This is a genomic window from Streptomyces sp. NPDC001858 (assembly GCF_053594615.1).
This window is the reverse complement of the sequence record NZ_JBSFEV010000019.1, coordinates 1-18,822: the sequence shown is the minus strand read 5'-3', so window position 1 is coordinate 18,822 and position 18,822 is coordinate 1. Positions and strand designations below refer to the sequence as shown.

At 72.0% G+C, this 18,822-nt stretch carries 6 protein-coding genes; 5 read left to right on the top strand and 1 reads right to left on the bottom strand.

Features of this window, described 5'->3' with window-relative positions:
• The first annotated feature begins 9 nt into the window (after nt 1-9).
• The 3 genes from ACWCPF_RS24815 to ACWCPF_RS24805 are packed head-to-tail and all read left to right on the top strand — an operon-like array spanning nt 10 to nt 12,139.
• Nucleotides 10-9,321 (top strand): amino acid adenylation domain-containing protein, encoded by a 9,312-nt coding sequence (locus ACWCPF_RS24815; RefSeq protein ID WP_451047269.1) that lies wholly within the window; start codon nt 10-12, stop codon nt 9,319-9,321.
• Nucleotides 9,318-10,655, top strand: a complete 1,338-nt coding sequence (locus ACWCPF_RS24810) for a cation:proton antiporter (RefSeq protein WP_451047268.1) — start codon at nt 9,318-9,320, stop codon at nt 10,653-10,655. Before ACWCPF_RS24815 ends, ACWCPF_RS24810 begins: the two co-directional genes overlap by 4 nt.
• Nucleotides 10,652-12,139: a tryptophan 7-halogenase gene (locus ACWCPF_RS24805; protein ID WP_451047267.1), complete on the top strand. Its 1,488-nt coding sequence runs from the start codon at nt 10,652-10,654 to the stop codon at nt 12,137-12,139. Before ACWCPF_RS24810 ends, ACWCPF_RS24805 begins: the two co-directional genes overlap by 4 nt.
• A 94-nt stretch (nt 12,140-12,233) precedes the next feature.
• Here the strand turns inward: ACWCPF_RS24805 and ACWCPF_RS24800 are convergent, their stop codons facing one another.
• Nucleotides 12,234-13,367 (bottom strand): DUF6421 family protein, encoded by a 1,134-nt coding sequence (locus ACWCPF_RS24800; protein WP_451047266.1) that lies wholly within the window; start codon nt 13,365-13,367, stop codon nt 12,234-12,236.
• 156 nt (nt 13,368-13,523) lie between these two features.
• On the opposite strand from ACWCPF_RS24800, the gene ACWCPF_RS24795 reads away from it, so the two are divergent.
• Nucleotides 13,524-14,285, top strand: a complete 762-nt coding sequence (locus ACWCPF_RS24795) for a 3-hydroxyacyl-CoA dehydrogenase (protein WP_451047265.1) — start codon at nt 13,524-13,526, stop codon at nt 14,283-14,285.
• Nucleotides 14,286-14,353: 68 nt separating this feature from the next.
• The coding region (locus tag ACWCPF_RS24790) for a beta-ketoacyl synthase N-terminal-like domain-containing protein (protein WP_451047264.1) at nt 14,354-18,822 on the top strand (4,469 nt) is incomplete at its 3' end.

The following is an 18,822-nucleotide window of genomic DNA, read 5'->3' as shown; positions in this document are numbered from 1 at the left end:
AGGCCGACGATGAGCACGCCGCACCAGGAGAGCGGACCGGCCCTGATCCGGAAGATCCAGGCCATGCCCGCCAAGCGGCAGCGCGCCGTGATCGCGCTGCTGACCAGGCAAGGGGTCGATCTCTCCGCGCTGGACATCATCCCGCGACTGCCCCGCGCCCAGGACCGGCCGCTGCCGCTGTCCTTCGCCCAGCAGAGGCTGTGGTTCCTCGCCCAACTGGAGGGCCACGGAGCCTCGTACAACGTGCCGATGGCGATGCGGCTGCACGGACCGCTCGACCGCGCCGCGATGCGCGGCGCGCTGCGCGCACTCGTGCTGCGGCACGAATCGCTGCGCACCCGCTTCGAGGCCCGCGGCGGCGTTCCGCACCAGTGCGTCGACGACGGCAGCGCCTTCACGGTGCGCGAGCGGGACCTCGCCGACCCGGCGGACGCGCCCGGCATCTGCCGGCAGGAGATGCTCACGCCCTTCGATCTGGCGCAGGACTCGCTGATCCGCGCCCTCCTGCTGCGCCTGAGCGACACCGAGCACGTCCTGATGGTGACGATGCACCACACCGTGTCCGACGGCTGGTCGGTCGGCGTGTTCTTCCGCGAGGTCACCGAACTGTACGAAGCCCGCCGCGAGGAGCGCGACGCCACGCTGGAGGCGCTGCCCGTGCAGTACGCCGACTTCGCGCACTGGCAGCGCCAGTGGCTGGCCGGCGAGGTGCAGACCCGCCAGGTCGAGTACTGGAAGAAGCAACTCGCAGGCGTCGACGCCGGGTTGACCCTGCCCGCGGACCGGCCCCGCCCGCCGGTGCGCGGCTACGACGGCACCCGCGAGTTCTTCCACTGCTCCCCGGATCTCCTCGACCGGCTCCGCAAGCTGTCCGAACGGCACGACGTCACCCTGTACATGACGCTGCTGGCCGCCTACTCCGTGGTCCTGCACCGCTACACGCAGCACACCGACATCGCCGTGGGCACGATCGTGGCCAACCGCAACCGGGCCGAGGTCGAGGGACTGATCGGCCTGTTCGCCAACACCCTCGTGATGCGCAACGACCTCTCCGGCGACCCCGCCTTCGTCGACCTGCTGGCCCGGGTGAAGCGGACCGCACTGGAGGCCTACGACCACCAGGACGTGCCCTTCGAGGCCGTCGTGGACGCCCTCCAGGTGGAGCGTAGCCTCAGCCATTCACCGGTGTTCCAGACGGTGCTCGTGCTCCAGGAGGAACAGACCGCCCCCCGGCTCACGCTGGGCGGACTGGAGGTCACCCCCGTCGAGGTCGACTTCGACATCGCCAAGTTCGACCTCACACTGGACCTGCGGGAGACCCCGGACGGTCTGGCCGGGGCCGTGGAGTACAGCACCGCCCTGTTCGACCGGGAGACCGTCCAGCGCTTCGTGCGCCACTTCACCACGCTCCTCACCTCGATCGCCGACGCCCCGCAGGAGCGCGTGTCCCGGCTGGAACTGCTGGACCCGGCCGAGACCGACCGCCTGGTGGCCGAGTGGACGGCGCGGCCCGGCCCGGCGCCGTCGGCGGGGCGCCGCCTCGACGAGTGGTTCGAGGACGCGGTCCGCCGCGACCCGGACGCCGTCGCGGTGCGCTGCGCCGGTCAGTCACTGACCTACGGCGAGCTGAACGCACGGGCGAACCGGCTGGCCCGCTACCTGCGCGCGCTCGGCGTCACGCGCGAGTCGCCGGTGGCCCTGTGCCTGCCCCGCAGCGAATGGCTGGTGGTCTGCGCCCTGGCCGTGCTCAAGGCGGGCGGCGCGTATGTGCCGCTGGATCCGTCGGCGCCGGCCGAACGGCTCGGGCACGTGCTGCGGGACAGCGCACCCCGGGTGGTCATGGTCGACGGCGCCGCGCCGCAGGGACTGAACACCGGCGGGGCCGCGGTGGTCGACGTACGCGGCCGCTGGGAATGGCTGCCCTCGGACGACCTCGAACCGGTGACCGGCGCCTCCCCGAGGGACCTGGCGTACGTCATCTACACCTCCGGCTCGACCGGACTCCCGAAGGGGGTGATGGTCGAACACCGCAACGTGACCCGGCTGTTCACCGCCACCCGCGAGCAGTTCGGCTTCGGACCGCAGGACGTCTGGACGCTGTTCCACTCCTTCGCCTTCGACTTCTCGGTGTGGGAGATGTGGGGCGCGCTGCTGCACGGCGGCCGCCTGGTCGTCGTGCCGCACGAAGTGGCGCGCAGCGCCGAGGACTTCTACACGCTGGTGTGCGAGGAACAGGTCACCGTTCTCAACCAGACGCCGAGCGCGTTCGGGCAGCTGATCGCCGCGCAGGGCGAGAACGGCGCCCCGCACCGGCTGCGGACCGTCGTCTTCGGCGGGGAGGCGCTGGACGCCCCGGCGCTGCGCCCGTGGGCCGCCCGTCCCCTCAACGCCGCCACCCGACTCGTGAACATGTACGGCATCACCGAGACCACCGTCCACGTCACCCATCGCGTGGTGACCGAGGACGACCTCGGCCGCCCGGTCAGCCCGATCGGCGCACCGCTGCCGGACCTGAGCGTGTACATCCTCGACCGGCACGGCAAGCCGGTGCCCACGGGCGCGGTCGGCGAGATGTACGTGGGCGGCGAGGGCGTCGCCCGGGGCTATCTGAACCGGCCGGAACTGACCCGGGAACGGTTCCTGGACGACCCGTTCCGCCGGGCCCCCGGCGCCCGGATGTACCGCACCGGCGACCTGGCGCGCCGCCTGGCCGACGGTTCGCTGGAGTACCTCGGACGCAACGACGACCAGGTCAAGGTCCGCGGCCACCGCATCGAACCCGGCGAGATCTCCACCCGCCTCGGCGACCACCCCGGGGTCAGCACCTGCGCGGTCGTGGTCCGCGAGGACCGCCCCGGCAGCCGCCGGCTCGTCGCGTACGTGGTGCCCGCGGCCGACCGGCCCGAGGCGGAGCTGCGCGGCGAACTGGACCGCCTCGCCCGGCGCGTCCTGCCCGAGTACATGCTCCCCGACGCCTATGTGTTCCTGCCGAGCCTGCCGCTGACCACCAACGGCAAACTCGACCGCGCCGCACTCCCGGCCCCCGACCTCGACTCCTACGCCCAGCGCGACGACCGCGCGTACGTCGCCCCCGCCACCGCCACGGAACGGACGCTGGCGACGCTCTGGGCGCAACTGCTCGGCTTCGACGCCGACCGGATCGGCGCACAGGACAACTTCTTCACCCTGGGCGGCCATTCGCTGCTCGTCACGGTCCTCGTGGCCCGGCTGAGGGACGCCGGACTGCACCTCACCGTGCGCGACCTGTTCAGCGCCCCCACCCTCGCCGCCCTGGCCGCGCGGATCGACGCGGGCGCCGAGGACCCGGCCGACACGACCCCCGCCGGCCCGGCCCCCGCGCACCTCGTCCCCGAAGGGTGCGAGCGGCTCACCCCCGACCTGCTGCCCCTGGTCCGGCTCGGCCAGGAACACCTGGACGCCGTCGCGGCCCGGGTCCCCGGCGGCGCGGCCAACGTCCAGGACGTCTACCCGCTGGTCCCGTCGCAGGAAGGCATCCTCTTCCACCACCTCATGGACCCGGAGAACGACCCGTACGTGATGTCCGCGGTGTTCACCGCCGTCGACGAGACGGCGTGCACCGCGTTCACCGACGCCCTCCAGGCCCTGATCGACCGCCACGACGTGATGCGCACCGCCGTCCTCACCGAAGGACTGCCCGAACCGGTGCAGGTGGTGTACCGCTCCGCACGGCTCCCCGTGGAGCGCATCCCGCTCCCCGCCGACGGCCCGGACGCCGAGGAGCAGGCGCGTGCGCTGCTGAACAGCCCCGCCGAACTGCCGCCGGACCGCGCGCCGATGCTGACGGTCCGCATCGCCGCGGACCCCGGCTCCGAACGCCGCTTCCTCCTGCTGAACTTCCACCACCTCATCGAGGACGCCACCTCGCTCCGGCTGATCTTCGACGAACTGGCCCTGCACATGGCCGGACGGGCCGATGAGCTCCCCGAGCCCGCGCCCTACCGCGACTTCGTCGCCCACACCCTGCACCAACTGCGCACGGGCGACGCCGAGCACTACTTCCGCACCGCCCTCGGCGACGTCACCGAGCCGACGGTGCCGTTCGGCCTCACCGACGTACGCGGCGACGGCCGCCGGACGCGCAAACCGCGCCGCTCGCTGCCCGCCGACCTGACCCGGCGGCTGCGGACCGAGGCCGGGCGGCTCGGCCTGAGCCCGGCATGGCTCTTCCACGCCGCCTGCGCCCGGGTGGTGGCCGCGGCCGGCGGACGGGACGACGTGGTGTTCGGCACCGTCATGTCGGGCCGGCTGCAGGGCGTGCCCGGCGTCGAGCGGATGCTCGGCAACTTCATCAACACGCTCCCGCTCCGCGTGCGGCTGGCCGGCCGGACCGTCCGCGACCTCGTCGACGAGGTGGCCACCGGCCTGCGCGAGCTCATCGCGCGCGAACAGTCCTCGCTCAGCCTGGCCCAGCGCTGCAGCGGGCTCGACAGCGAGACCCCGCTGTTCAGCGCGGCGATCAACTTCCGGCACTTCGAGACCGCCCACGACGCCACCCCCGCGCCGACCCTCGCGGACCACGGGATCACCTCCCCGGCCTTCATGGACCGCACCAACTACCCCATGGGCATGTCCCTCGACGACCTCGGGGACGAACTGTCCCTGACCGTCCAGATCGAGGACGCCGTCGAACCCGAGGCGCTCCTGACCTACCTGGAGACCGCCCTCGCCGGCATCGTCGACGCGCTCGCCGTCGACGACGGACGCGGCACCCTGGCACTGGACGTCGACGTGCTGCCCCCGGCGCAGCGGCAGCGCCTGCTGACCGCGGCCGACGGCGGACGTCCCCCCTACCCGCAGGACGCCACCCTCGCCGACCTGTTCGAGGAACAGGCGGCCCGACGGCCCGACGCGATCGCCGTGCGCCACGGCGACCGGCAGCTCACCTACGCCCGGCTCAACGCCCGCGCGAACCAGGTCGCCCACCACCTGCGCGCCGCCGGAGTCGGCCCCGACACCCTCGTCGCCCTGTGCGCCGACCGCTCCCCGGACCTGGTCGTCGGACTGCTGGGCATCCTCAAGGCGGGCGGCGCCTACGTCCCCATCGACCCCGACTACCCCGAACAGCGCATCCACGCCCTCCTGGACGGCTCCGGCGCACGCATCGTGCTGAGCCGGTCACGGCTGCCGGACGCTCTGTTCGGCGAGAGCGCGGAGGTGATCCACCTCGACACCGGCGAACGCGCCGCGGACCGCACCCCGGTCCTCGCCCACCTCCCCGAACACAACCCCTCCCGGACCGAGCCGCGCCTGACGCCGGATCACCTCGCCTACGCCGTCTTCACCTCCGGATCCACCGGTCGCCCCAAGGGCGTGCTGGTGGAACAGCGCGGTGTGGTCCGGCTCGTGCGCAACCCCGACTACTTCGCCGCCGACGAGGACTCCGTGGTGCTGCACCACTCCTCGATCGCCTTCGACGCCGGCACCCAGGAAGTGCTCACCCCACTGCTCGCCGGCGGCCTGCTGGTGCTGCACGACGGCGACTCCAAGGACCCCGGCCAACTCCTGGACTGCGTGGAGCGCACCGGCGTCGACACCATGCTGCTGTCGGCCGCCTTCCTGCCCGCGTTCACGGAGTCCGCCACGGGCCGTGAACTGCCGCTGCGCACCCTCGCGGTGGTCGGCGACACCTTCTCGGCCCGCGACGTCGGCCGGCTGTACGCGGCGCACCCCGGCCTCAGCGTCGTCAACGGATACGGCCCGACCGAGAACAGCATCGCCTCCACCTACCACGTCATCCCGAAGGACATCGCCGAGGACGCCCGGGTGCCCATCGGCCGGCCCGTCCCGCACACCACCGCCCACGTCACCGACGACCGGCTGCGGCTCGTGCCGGACGGAGTGATCGGCGAACTGTGCCTGGGCGGCGCCGGCGTGGCCCGCGGCTACCTCGACGACCCCCAGCAGACCGGCGCGCGCTTCCTGCCCGACCCCTTCGGCGACGACCCGAACGGCCGGCTGTACCGCACCGGCGACCTCGTGCGCAGACTGCCGGACGGCGCCCTGGAGTTCCGCGGCCGGGTGGACGACCAGGTCAAGGTCCGGGGATTCAGGGTCGAGCCCGGCGAGATCGAGACCGTGCTTCAGGCGCACCCCTCGGTGCACAGCGCCGTCGTCGTGCCGCAGACCTCCGGCCGCACCCACACCCTGAACGCCTATGTGCGCCCCGCCGAGGAATGGCTGGAGACGGCCGCCGAGGAACAGACCGCGGAACACCTCGGCCAGTGGGAGCGGCTCTTCGAGGACCAGTACGCGCGCGGCGCCGACGAGGACGTCCCCGACGACCTCAACCTCGCCGGATGGGAGAGCAGCTACACCGGGGAGCCCGTCCCCGAGCCCGAGATGCGCGAATGGATCGACGGCACCGTCGCCCGCATCCGGGCGCTGCGGCCCGAGCGGCTGCTGGAGATCGGCTGCGGCACCGGCCTGCTGCTCTTCCGGTACGCCCAGGACTGCGAGGAGGTGCACGGCATCGACATCTCCGCCTCGGCGCTCGAGGACGTGCGCCGGGGCGCCGAGCGGCGCGGTTGGTCCCATGTCACCCTGCGCCAGGGCGACGCCCTCTCGGCAGCCCAGGCGGCCGACGAGGCGGGCGGCCCGGACTTCGACGTGGTGGTCCTCAACTCGGTGGCGCAGTACTTCCCCAGCCGCCACTACCTGGAGGAGGTCATCGCCCGGATCCTGCCCCGCGTGGCGGACGGCGGCCGCGTCCTGCTCGGCGACATCCGCAACCTGGACCTGTTCTCCGCGCACGTCTCCGCCATCGAGCGCAGCCGGTCGGGCGCCCCGACCACGGCGGGCGCGCTCGCCGCGCAGATTCAGCGCCGCCGCCGACAGGAGACCGAACTCCTGGTCAGCCCCGGCTACTTCAGCCGGCTCCCCGAGCGCTTCGCGGAACTCGGCGCCGTCGACATCATCCTCAAGCGCGGCGCGGGCGGCAACGAGATGCTCGCGTACCGCTACGACGTGGTGCTCACCAAGGGGGCCGCCGCACCGCCGGCCGAGCACCCATGGCTGGAGGCCGCCACCCCGGCCGCACTGCGCGCCCTGCTCACGGCCGACGCCCCCGACCGGTTCGGCGTCAGCGGGCTGACCAACCCCCGGGTCGCCGACGACGTGCGGGTCTGCGCGTCCCTGGCCCGCTGGGCGCCGTCCCGCCAGGTGGAGGCGCTGCCCGGCGGGGCCCGGCTGTCGCCGCGGGCCGAGGAGGAGATACGGGAGCTGGAGGCGGTGCTGCGGCACGCCGAGGACCTGGGATACGAGGTCGCGGCGACCTGGTCGCAGGACCGGCCGGAGGGCCTCGACCTGCTGCTGGGCCGGGGCGGGACGCCCCGGGTCCGGGCGCGCTCCGCCTACCGGGCCCGCCGCCAGGCCAACGCGCCGCAGATCGACCGCCTCGGCCCGGCCCTGGTCCGCGAACTCCGCGACCATCTGTCCGAGCGGCTGCCGGACCACCTGGTCCCCGGCGCCTTCGTCGTCCTGGAGGAACTGCCCGTCACACCGCAGGGCAAGGTCGACAAGCGGGCACTGCCCGCGCCCGACGAGGAGGACGTCGCCAAGGAGGTGTACGTCGCGCCCCGCACCGAGGCTCAGCGCACCCTGTGCCGTCTCGTCGGCGGCGTCCTGGGACTGGACCGGGTGGGCCTCCAGGACAACTTCTTCAACCTGGGCGGGCACTCGCTGCTGGCCACCCGGCTCAACCTGCGGGTCAAGAAGGAGACGGGCGTCGACCTGTCGCTCCAGCTCATCCTCACCGCCCCCACCATCCAGGACATGGCGAGCGCCCTGGAGCCGGAACTGGACCGGGCGCGCCGGGAACGCGAGGACCCCGCACCGGGCGGCCCGGACGCGGCCCCGCAGCCGCACGCCCTCGCGGAGCTGCTGCCCGCCGCGCCCGCCGAGGAGGGCGCCCGGGCGCCGCTGTCCACGGCGCAGCAGGACCTGTGGTTCCTGCGCCGCGTCGAACACCTCGGCACCGCCCACGACAACGTCCAACTGGCCCTGCGCATGCGCGGCCCACTGGACCGGGACGCCGTCGCGGGGGCCGTGCGCGCCCTCGTGGCCCGACACGCCGTCCTGCGGACCAGCTATCTGCGTCGCGAAGGAACCGTCGTCCAGCGGGTGAACGGCGCCGACGGCTTCGCGGTGGGCGTCCTGCAGATCCCGGCGGAGCGGGGCGACGGCGAGGCCGCGCTCACGGAGTGGCTGCGCTCGGAACGGCTGCGGCCGTTCGCGCCCGAGGACCGTCACCACCTCCGGGCCCACCTGGTGACCCTCGCGCAAGAGGACCATGTGCTCGTCCTCACCCGCCCCTGGGGCGTCTTCGACGGCTGGTCCACCAGCATCCTCCTGCGTGAACTGACGCTCGCGTACCGCGAGTCGAGCCAGGGACGCGAGCCCCGCTTCGCCCCGCTGCCCCTGCAGTACGCCGACTTCGCCCGCTGGCAGCACCGTACGGTGGACGCCGCCGAGATCGACCGGCAGCGCGACTACTGGCGCGGGCAGCTCGCCGGGCTGCCGGCGTGTCTGTCGCTGACCACGGACTACCCCCGCGGTCCGGTCAAGTCCCACCAGGGCGCGGCCGTGGAGCTCTCCGTCCCGGCCGACCTCGTGGAGCGGCTGCGCAACCTCGGCACGGATCACGGAGCCTCGCTCTACATGATCCTGCTGGCCGCCTACGCCGTCCTGCTGGGCGAGCGCACCGACGACCGTGAACTCGCCATCGGCTCACCGGTCACCAACCGGCCGGCCGCCGAACTCGACGACGTCGTCGGCTACTTCGTGAACGCGCTCGTGATGCGCCTCGACGTGGCCCCGGAGCGGGCCTTCACCGAACTGCTGGCCCAGGCCAGGGACGTGGTGGCGCAGGCGCAGGCGCACAAGGACCTGCCCTTCGCCGACCTCGTGCGGACCCTGGCGCCCGAGCCCGACCCGGCGCACTCCCCGCTGTTCCAGGCGATGTTCAACCTGGTTCCGGCTCCCGCCGCCGACGGCACGGACCCGGACGGCACGGCCCCGGACGGCGTCGACGGCCTGGACGTGGAGACCGTCGTCAGCGGCGCCGGCACCGCGAAGTTCGACCTGAGCCTGGCCCTGCGCGAGACCGACTCCGGGCTGGACGGCTACCTGGAGTACAGCACCGACCTGTTCGCCCGAGGAACCGCCGAGCGGCTGGCCCGCGGCTATGTGCGCCTGCTGGAACGGATCCTGCGGAGCCCTCGGGCGGACCTGGCCCGGCTCAACTCCGCGACCGACGACCACATCGGGAAGGAAGCCCCGTGAGTGCCCTCACCGCCACCGTCCTCGGGGACGTGGCCCTCGTCGTCCTCGTGTCATGGCTGTTCGGCGGTCTCGCCCGACGCCTGGGACAGCCCACCGTGATCGGCCAGATCCTCGCCGGAATCGCCCTGGGACCGACCCTGCTGGGCCGGCTCCCGGGCGACCCGACCGGCCGCCTGTTCCCCGCCGACGCCCGGCCGTTCCTGTCGATGCTCGCCCAGATCGCCGTCGTCCTGTTCATGTTCGTGGCGGGCTACGAGATCGACTTCCGCACCTTCCGGGCGGGACGCACCGCGGTGTCCGTCGCGGCGGCGGCCCTGCTGGTCCCGATGGCGCTGGCCCTGGCGGCCGTCGGGCTGTTCGGCGGACTCTTCGCCGCCGTGGACCCGGCGCACGCCGACCAGTCCTCGTTCGCGATGTACATGGCGGTGGCGGTCTCGATCACCGCCCTGCCGGTGCTGGCGGCCATCGTGCGCGAACGCGGCGTCGCCGGCACCCCCGCGGGCACGGTGGCGATCGCGGCGGCCGGTCTCATGGACGTGGCGGCCTGGCTGGTGCTGGCCGCGGTGCTCAGCGACTCCGGCACGGCCACCCGCTGGTCCTGGTCCGTGGCCCTGGCGCTGCTGGCCGCGTTCACCGCGTTCCTCCTCGGCGTCGTCCGGCCCGCCCTGCGCTGGTGGCTGCAACGGCCCGCCACGCTGCTGAGCAACCCGGTGCCGATCGCCATGGCCCTCGCCCTGGGCAGCGCCTGGGTGACCGAGTCGCTGGGCCTGCACGCCGTCTTCGGCGGCTTCCTCGCCGGGCTGGCCATGCCGCGGCGCGACGGCGCGCCGGACGCCGACATCCTCAGGCCGATGGAACAGACCTCCGGCCTGCTGCTGCCGCTGTTCTTCGTCACCACCGGCCTGTCCGTCGACATCGCCACCCTCGGCGCGGACGGCTTCGGCCTGCTGGGCCTGATCCTGCTGGTGGCCATCGCCGGCAAGGCCGCACCCGCCTACGGGGTCGCCCGGCTGCGCGGCCTGGACGCCCGGCAGTCGGCGCTGGTCGCCGTCATGGTGAACACCCGCGGGCTCACCGAACTCATCGTGCTGGACGTCGGCAGGTCCGCCGGGCTGATCGGCCAGGAACTGTACGCCGTCCTCGTCCTCATGGCACTGGTCACCACCTTCATGACCGGGCCGTTGCTCCAACTCGTCGGCAGAAGAAAGGAGGACCGGCCGTCGGCGCCCGAAGAAGGGCCGCCCGACGGTTCCGAAAGCAGCTCATCGGATTCGGCACGTCACACCCAGGCCGCCGGTATCGGCAGCGAAGAAGCGGGAGAGAAGACAGCGTGAGCAACACCGAAGCATTTGACGTCGTGGTCGTCGGCGGCGGTCCTGGCGGTTCGACGCTGGCCGCGCTCGTGGCGCAACAGGGGCACTCGGTGCTCATCCTGGAGAAGGAGTTCTTCCCCCGCTACCAGATCGGGGAGTCCCTGCTGCCGTCCACCGTCCACGGGATCTGCAAGCTGACCGGCGCCGCGGACGAGCTCGCCAAGGCGGGATTCCCGGTCAAGCGGGGCGGCACGTTCCGCTGGGGCGCGAACCCCGAGCCCTGGACGTTCTCGTTCTCCGTATCGCCCCGTATGGCGGGCCCGACCTCCACCGCCTACCAGGTCGAACGGTCCAAGTTCGACAAGATCCTCCTGGACAACGCCCGCCGGGTCGGCGCCGTCGTGCGGGAGGGCTGCGCCGTGACGGACGTGCGCGAAGAGGGCGAGCGGGTCACCGGCGTGCGCTACACCGACGACCAGGGCGCGGCGCACGAGGTGTCGGCACGCTTCGTGGTGGACGCCTCCGGAAACAAGAGCCGGCTCAACCAGCGGATCGGCGGCCACCGGGAGTACTCGGACTTCTTCCGCAACCTCGCGCTGTTCGGCTACTTCGAGAACGGCAAGCGGCTGCCGGAGCCCCACAGCGGCAACATCCTGTGCGTGGCGTTCGACAGCGGCTGGTTCTGGTACATCCCGCTCAGCGACACGCTCACCAGCGTCGGGGCCGTGGTACGGCGGGAGATGGCGGAGAAGATCCAGGGCGACCCGGAGAAGGCCCTCCAGGCGTTGATCGACGAATGCCCGATGATCTCCGAGTACCTCGCGTCCGCCCGGCGGGTCACCGAGGGGCAGTACGGCGAGATCAGGGTCCGCAAGGACTACTCGTACCACCACACGACCTTCTGGCGCCCCGGGATGATGCTCGTCGGCGACGCCGCCTGCTTCGTCGACCCGGTGTTCTCCTCCGGAGTGCACCTCGCCACCTACAGCGCGCTGCTGGCCGCCCGGTCCATCAACAGCACGCTCGCGGGCACGGTCGAGGAAGAGGTGGCCATGCAGGAGTTCGAGGCGCGCTATCGCCGTGAGTACGGCGTGTTCTACGAATTCCTGATGTCCTTCTACGACATGCACCGCGTGGAGGACTCCTACTTCTGGCAGGCCAAGAAGCTCACCCGCAACAGCCACTCCGAACTCGAGGCGTTCGTGGACCTGGTGGGCGGCGTCTCCTCCGGCGAGGCCGCGCTCAGCGACGCGCAATCGGTGGCCCGGCGGCTGCACGCGCAGACCGAGGAGTTCGCCTCCGCGGTCGAGTCCGTCGCCGGCGGCGACGAGAACTGGGCCCCGCTGCTGGGTTCCTCCGTCGTGCGGGAGGCCATGACGGAGAGCTCCAAGGTGCAGATGCACGCGGCGCTGGGGGAGGACGCGGAAGACGAGACGCCGCTCTTCGACACCGGCCTGATCCCCTCGCGGGACGGCCTGTCCTGGGTACACGCCCCGGCGGGCTGAGCCCGCGCCGGCCCGCCCGCCGACCGATGGGGCCTGTGCGGCCACCGGTCGGCGGGCGGGAGGGGCCGGGGGGACTCAGGTCCGGGGGCGCGGGTCAGACACCCAGCCGCTCCTTTATCCCGGCGAAGAACGGGATGTGGCGGTAGTCCTTCGCCTCCGGGTCGTAGTCCGTGTACCGGTTGGTGAAGGCCAGGAGGCTGCGCTGGACCTCCTCGACGGGAGCGGTGTGGATCTGCCGCTCGATCCGCTGGATCTCGCCGAGGAATTCCGCCAGCACGGCGGGGAGTTCGTCATGAAGCCGGATCACCTCGTCACGCAGTTCGATCCCACCGTGGTCGGAAAGGTAGTTGAAGAGAAGTTGCGAGGCGACGGCGTCATAGTTGGGGCGGGGAATTCCTTCCACCGCATAGCGCAGCAGCCGCTCGGAGAGGATGTACTCGTACGCCAGCCGCGCCTCATGGGCGGGCAGTTCCGCATCGTTCAGGCAGACCAGCATCGCCGAGACGTCGACGCGCAGCTCCTCCAGCCCGGCGAGCGGCTTGAGCTTCTTCACCGAGAGGAAATCCGGGATGGGCATGTCCCCCTGTCGATGATGGTATTCGTGCAGTCGCACCCACCATGAGGAGGCCTGTTCGACCGTTCGGTCGTCGACGCCCTGGAGCAAGGGGAAGCTGCCCTCTTCCATCACGGCGTCGATCATCTTCCGGGTGATGCGGTTGTGCCGTTCGACGAACTTGTCGATGAAGTAGAAGATCAGGTCGTCGCCGTGCTGGAGGCCGTCGATGTGATTCTCCGGGAACAGAGCCACCACGACCCTCGACTCGAATCCCTTCGACGCGGCCGTGATGTTCACCGGCATGGTGTTGCTGGCATACCGGGTGGCCAGATAGGGATTCGTCGGCAGCGTTTCGTACGTCAGATACTCCAGTGAAAGAGAGGGGAAATACGAGGCGTCGAACAGAGAGAACAGACGGTGGTCCCGCTCTTCGTTGACATGCGCCTTGACGGAGGCGAGGCGGGGTTCCGAGGAATAGTTCCTGAGATCCTCGACCAGGGCCTTCGCAATGGGCTGCCGACTCAGATGAGGGGCATCGGCTATGTGCTGCGCCAGTTGGTCCAGGAAACTCTGGTCGCGGAAGGAGCCACGCGATCCCTTGATCTTCTCGCGAAGCTCGTTGACCTCGTCGATGACCTGGTCAATGACGTCGGATTCCGTGTTTTTCGACATGGCTCACCTTCGTTTCAGGAGTCGGGGACGGAGGAAATATTTGCACACCGTTCCGCAATGCACCACCCGCATTTTCTACATCAACTCATGGTTGCGTACTCGTCGTTGCGCTGGTTAGCGTGAGGCATCACTCAATTCAAAGAACGGGGGAAATCCGTGCGGATCGAAGGGAGTGTCGCGCTGGTCACCGGCGGCACGTCCGGCCTCGGCCTCGCGGCCGTGCGCCGGCTGTGCGACCAGGGCGCCCGGGTGGTCGTCCTCAACCGGCCCTCCGCACGGAGCGAGGAAGTCGTGGCCGGGCTGGGACCGCGGGTCGCGTTCTCCCCGGGCGATGTGACCAGCGAGGACGACGTCACCGCCGCCGTCGAACTCGCCAAGGGGCTGGGCCCGCTGCGCATCGTCGTGAACTGCGCCGGCATCGGCAACGCCCACCGGACCGCGAGCCGGAAGGGGCCGTTCCCGCTGGACGCCTTCAGCGAGGTCGTCCAGGTCAATCTGATCGGCAGCTTCAATGTCATACGCCTCGCCGCGGCACATATGTGCCGGTCCGAGGACGACGGCGCCGAACGCGGAGTCATCGTCAACACCGCCTCGATCGCCGCATTCGACGGCCAGGTCGGACAGGCCGCCTATGCCGCCTCCAAAGGAGGCATCGTAGGAATGACTCTGCCGATCGCCCGGGACCTGGCGCCGGAGCGGATTCGCGTGGTCACGATCGCTCCCGGACTGTTCCGCACCCCCATGTTCGACGTCTTTCCGCAGTCCACGATCGAGGCGCTCGGCCGGCAGGTGCCGCATCCGGCCCGGCTGGGCGATCCCGAGGAATACGCCTCACTCGTCACGCACATCGTGGAGAACCCGATGCTCAACGGTGAGACGATCCGGCTCGACGGTTCCCTCCGGATGGCGCCGAGATGACCGTTCCAAAGACGCCGAAGGCTTATGAATTTCCGCACTGTTCGGGATTTCCGGAAAAGGAACACGTCATGCCCACGAGCCGTCCGAGCGAGCGCGCCATCGCCGTCGTCGGCATGTCCTGCCGGGTCCCCGGGGCCGACGACCTCACCGCCTTCTGGCGTCTGCTGCGCGACGGCGTCGACGCGATCGGCGACGTACCGGACGGCCGCTGGGACCTCGACGGCGTTCCGGACAGCCTTCGGCGGGCCGGGGCCGGACGCGGCGGATTCCTCGACCGCGTGGCCGACTTCGACGCCGGATTCTTCGGCATCTCGCCCCGCGAGGCCGCCGCCATGGACCCCCGGCAGCGGCTCGCCCTGGAACTGGGCTGGTCGGCGCTGGAGCACGCCGGCGTGGTGCCGCAGACTCTGCGCGGCGGAACCGCAGCGGTGTTCCTCGGCGCGACCGCCGACGACTACGCCGCACTCGTCGACCGACACGGCGAGGCCGCCGTGTCCCACCACTCGCTGACCGGACTGAGCCGGGGCGTGATCGCCAACCGCATCTCCTACCACCTCGGCCTGAGAGGCCCGAGCCTCACCGTGGACGCGGCGCAGTCCTCGTCCCTCGTCGCCGTGCACCTGGCCTGCGAGAGCCTGCTGTCGGGCGCCACCGGGCTCGCGCTGGCCGGCGGCGTCCACCTCAACCTGACGCCGCAGAGCACGCTCGCCTTCGCCCGGGCCGGCGCCCTGTCCCCGGACGGCCGCTGCCACACCTTCGACGCGCGCGCCAACGGCACCGTCCGCGGCGAGGGCGGCGGCGTCGTCGTCCTCAAACGACTGACGGACGCCGTCGCCGCCGGCGACCGCGTCCACTGCGTCCTGCTCGGCAGCGCGGTGAACAACGACGGCGGCGGCGAGGCACTCACCGTCCCCGACGGCGACGCACAGCGCGAACTGCTGCGCGAGGCCTGCGCCCGGGCCGGCGTGGACCCGGCGCAGGTGCGCTACGTCGAACTGCACGGCACCGGGACGAGAGCCGGAGACCCGGTCGAGGCGGCAGCGCTCGGATCGGTACTCGGCGCCGGGCGGCCCGACGCGCAGCCCCTGCTCGTCGGGTCGGTGAAGACCAACATCGGACACCTCGACGCCGCCGCCGGCGTCGTCGGCCTCATCAAGGTCGCGCTCTCGCTCGGCCACGGGATCCTGCCGGCGAGCCTGCACTACGCCGAGCCGCATCCGGCGATCCCCATGGAACGGCTGAGGCTCCGGGTGAACGACACCACCGGCCCGTGGCCGACCGGCCCCCGGCTCGCGGGCGTCAGCTCCTTCGGCGTGGGCGGCACGAACTGCCATGTCGTGGTCGCCCCAGCACCCGACCCCGACCCCGCATCCGCATCCGCATTTGCCCCCGCACCCGTCGCGTCCGTCGGCGCCGAGGGCGAGCCGTTCGTGCCGGTGCTGGTGTCGGGAGTGACCGAAGCGGCGCTGCGCGCCCAGGCGCGTCGGCTGCTGGAGCGGGTGGAGACCGACGCGGACCTGCGCCCCCGGGACGTCGGCTACGCGACGGCCACGACCCGCGCGGTGCTCGCACATCGTGGCGTGGTCGTCGCCGCGGACCGCGCCGACCTCCTCGCCGGGCTGACCGCGCTGGCCGCAGGCGATCCGTCGCCGCACGTGGCGGAAGGCGTCGCCGGTGCCGCCCGCGACGTCGTGTGGATGTTCCCCGGGCAGGGCCCGCAGTGGGCCGGGATGGCCCTGGAACTGTGGGAGTCCTCGGCGGTGTTCGCCGCACGCATGGACGAGTGCGCGTCGCTGCTGGACTGCCTCGTCGACTGGCCGCTGCGCGAGGCGCTCGCCGACGAGGCCGCGTTACGGCGCATGGACGTCATGCAGCCCGCCCTGTTCGCCGTGCAGGTGTCGCTGGCCGAGGTGTGGCGGGCCGTCGGGCTGCTGCCGTCCGCCGTGGTGGGCCACTCCCAGGGGGAGATCACCGCGGCCTGCGCGGCGGGGATCGTGTCCCTCGCGGACGCCCTGCGGCTGATGGTGGAACGCAGCCGGATCATCACCGCCCGGCTGTCCGGCCGCGGCGCGATGGCCCTGCTGGCCATGCCGGTCGAGGAGGTCGACGAGCGGCGGGTCGCCGTCGGCGCCGTGAACGGGCCGAACTCGGTCGTCGTCTCCGGCCCGGTCGAGGTCGTGCGGGAGACGGTCGCCGAGTGCGAGGCCAGGGGCGTACGGGCGCGCATGGTCCCCATCGACTACGCCTCGCACTCGCCGCAGGTGGAGGAGATCCGCGACGACGTCCTGCGGCTCGCCCGGGGAGTCACCGCCACGGACGGCGACGTCGCGTTCTACTCCACCGTCACCGGCCGCCGACTGACCGCGGCCGGCCTGGACGCCGAGTACTGGTACCGCAACCTGCGGGAGCGGGTGCGCCTGGAGGACGCCGTCCGGGCCCTCGCCGCGAACGGCCACCGGGTGTTCGTGGAGGCCAGTCCGCATCCGGTGCTCACCATGGCCGTCCAGGACACGCTCGGCACCGCGCCGGACACGGTGGTCCAGGGCACCTTGCGACGCGGGGAGGGCGGGGCCAGGCGGCTGCTGCTGTCCATGGCCGAACTGCACGTCCAGGGCGTGGAGCTGGACTGGCGCCCGGTGTTCGAGGGCACCGGCGCCCGCACGGTGGAACTGCCCCTCTACGCCTTCCAGCGACAGCCGTACTGGGTCCTCGGCGACGGCTCCGCACCGACGGCGGCGCAGCCCGCGGCGACTCCCGAGCCGCCGCCCGCGACCACGCCGGAGCGGGAGCTGCCGGACCTGCGGGCGCTGGTCCACGCCCAGGCGGCGGCCGTGCTCGGACACAGCGGACCGGCGGCGATCGCGGCCGACCGCTCCTTCAAGGAACTGGGCTTCGACTCGGTGACGTCCGTGGAGCTCAGCATCCGGCTCGGCCGCGCCACGGGTCTCCCGCTGCCGGCCACCCTGCTCTACGACCACCCGACCCCCACCGCACTCGTACGACACCTCGGCGACGAACTGACCGGGCTCACCGCCCGGCACCCGGACCGGGCCGACGCGGACGCAGCGGACGGCGTGGGCGACGTCGACGGCGTGGACGATGTGGACGGCGACGCGATCGCTGTCGTCGGCATGGGCTGCCGGTTCCCGGGCGGCGTCGCGTCCCCCGAGGAACTGTGGCGGCTGGTGCACGAGGAAACGGACGCGATCTCGGGGTTCCCGCAGGACCGGGGCTGGAGCCTCGATCCGGCGCACACCGGGCAGGTCCGCGCGGGCGGCTTCCTCGCCGACGCCCTGGACTTCGACGCCGACTTCTTCCGGGTCAGCCCGCGCGAGGCGCGCGCCATGGACCCGCAGCAGCGCCTCCTGCTCGAAGTGTCCTGGGAGGCGCTGGAGCGCACCGGGATCGATCCCGGGTCGCTGCGCGGCAGCAGGACAGCCGTCTTCCTGGGCGTCGCGAACCAGGACTACGTCCCCCCGCTGCACGAGGCGTCCGCGAGCTTCGGCGGCTACGCCCTGACCGGCGGCGCCCCGAGTGTGGCCTCGGGCCGGGTCGCCTACGCGCTCGGGCTGGAGGGGCCGGCGGTGACGGTGGACACGGCGTGTTCGTCGTCGTTGGTGTCGTTGCATCTGGCGGCGGGGTCGCTGCGGTCGGGGGAGTGCGAGCTGGCCCTCGCCGGCGGAGCCACGGTCATGTCGACCGCCGGCATGTTCGTGGAGTTCGCCAAGCAGGGCGGGCTGTCGCCGGACGGTCGGTGCAAGGCGTTCTCGGACGCGGCGGACGGGACGGGGTGGGCCGAGGGCGTGGGTGTGGTGGTGCTGGAGCGGTTGTCGGACGCGCGTCGCCATGGGCATCGGGTGTTGGCGGTGTTGCGTGGGTCGGCGGTCAATCAGGACGGCGCCTCGAACGGGCTGACGGCTCCGAACGGTGCGTCGCAGCGGCGGGTGATCCGGGATGCGTTGGCGAGTGCGGGTGTGTCGGGGTCTGAGGTGGACGTGGTGGAGGCGCATGGCACGGGGACGGTGCTGGGTGACCCGATCGAGGCGCAGGCGATCGTCGCGACCTATGGGCAGGAGCGGGATGTTGAACGGCCGCTGTATCTGGGGTCGTTGAAGTCGAACATCGGTCATGCGCAGGCTGCTGCGGGTGTGGGCGGTGTGATCAAGATGGTGATGGCGATGCGTGCGGGGGTGTTGCCGAGGACGTTGCATGTGGGCGAGCCGTCGCGGCATGTCGACTGGCCGTCGGGGGGCGTCGAGCTGCTCACCGAGCGACGACCGTGGCCCGAAGCCGGAAGACCGCGCCGGGCCGGGGTGTCCGCGTTCGGCGTCAGCGGTACGAACGCTCACGTGATTCTGGAGCAGGCGCCCACGGAGCCTGCGCCCGAAGAGTCTGTGTCGGTGGTGGCGGACGGTGGGTCGGGGCCGGTTGCGGTGGTGGTATCGGGTGTGAGTGAGGCGGCGTTGCGGGCGCAGGCGGGGCGGTTGCGGGAGTGGGTGGAGTGCGATCCGGAGGTGCGGGTGGCGGATGTGGGTCG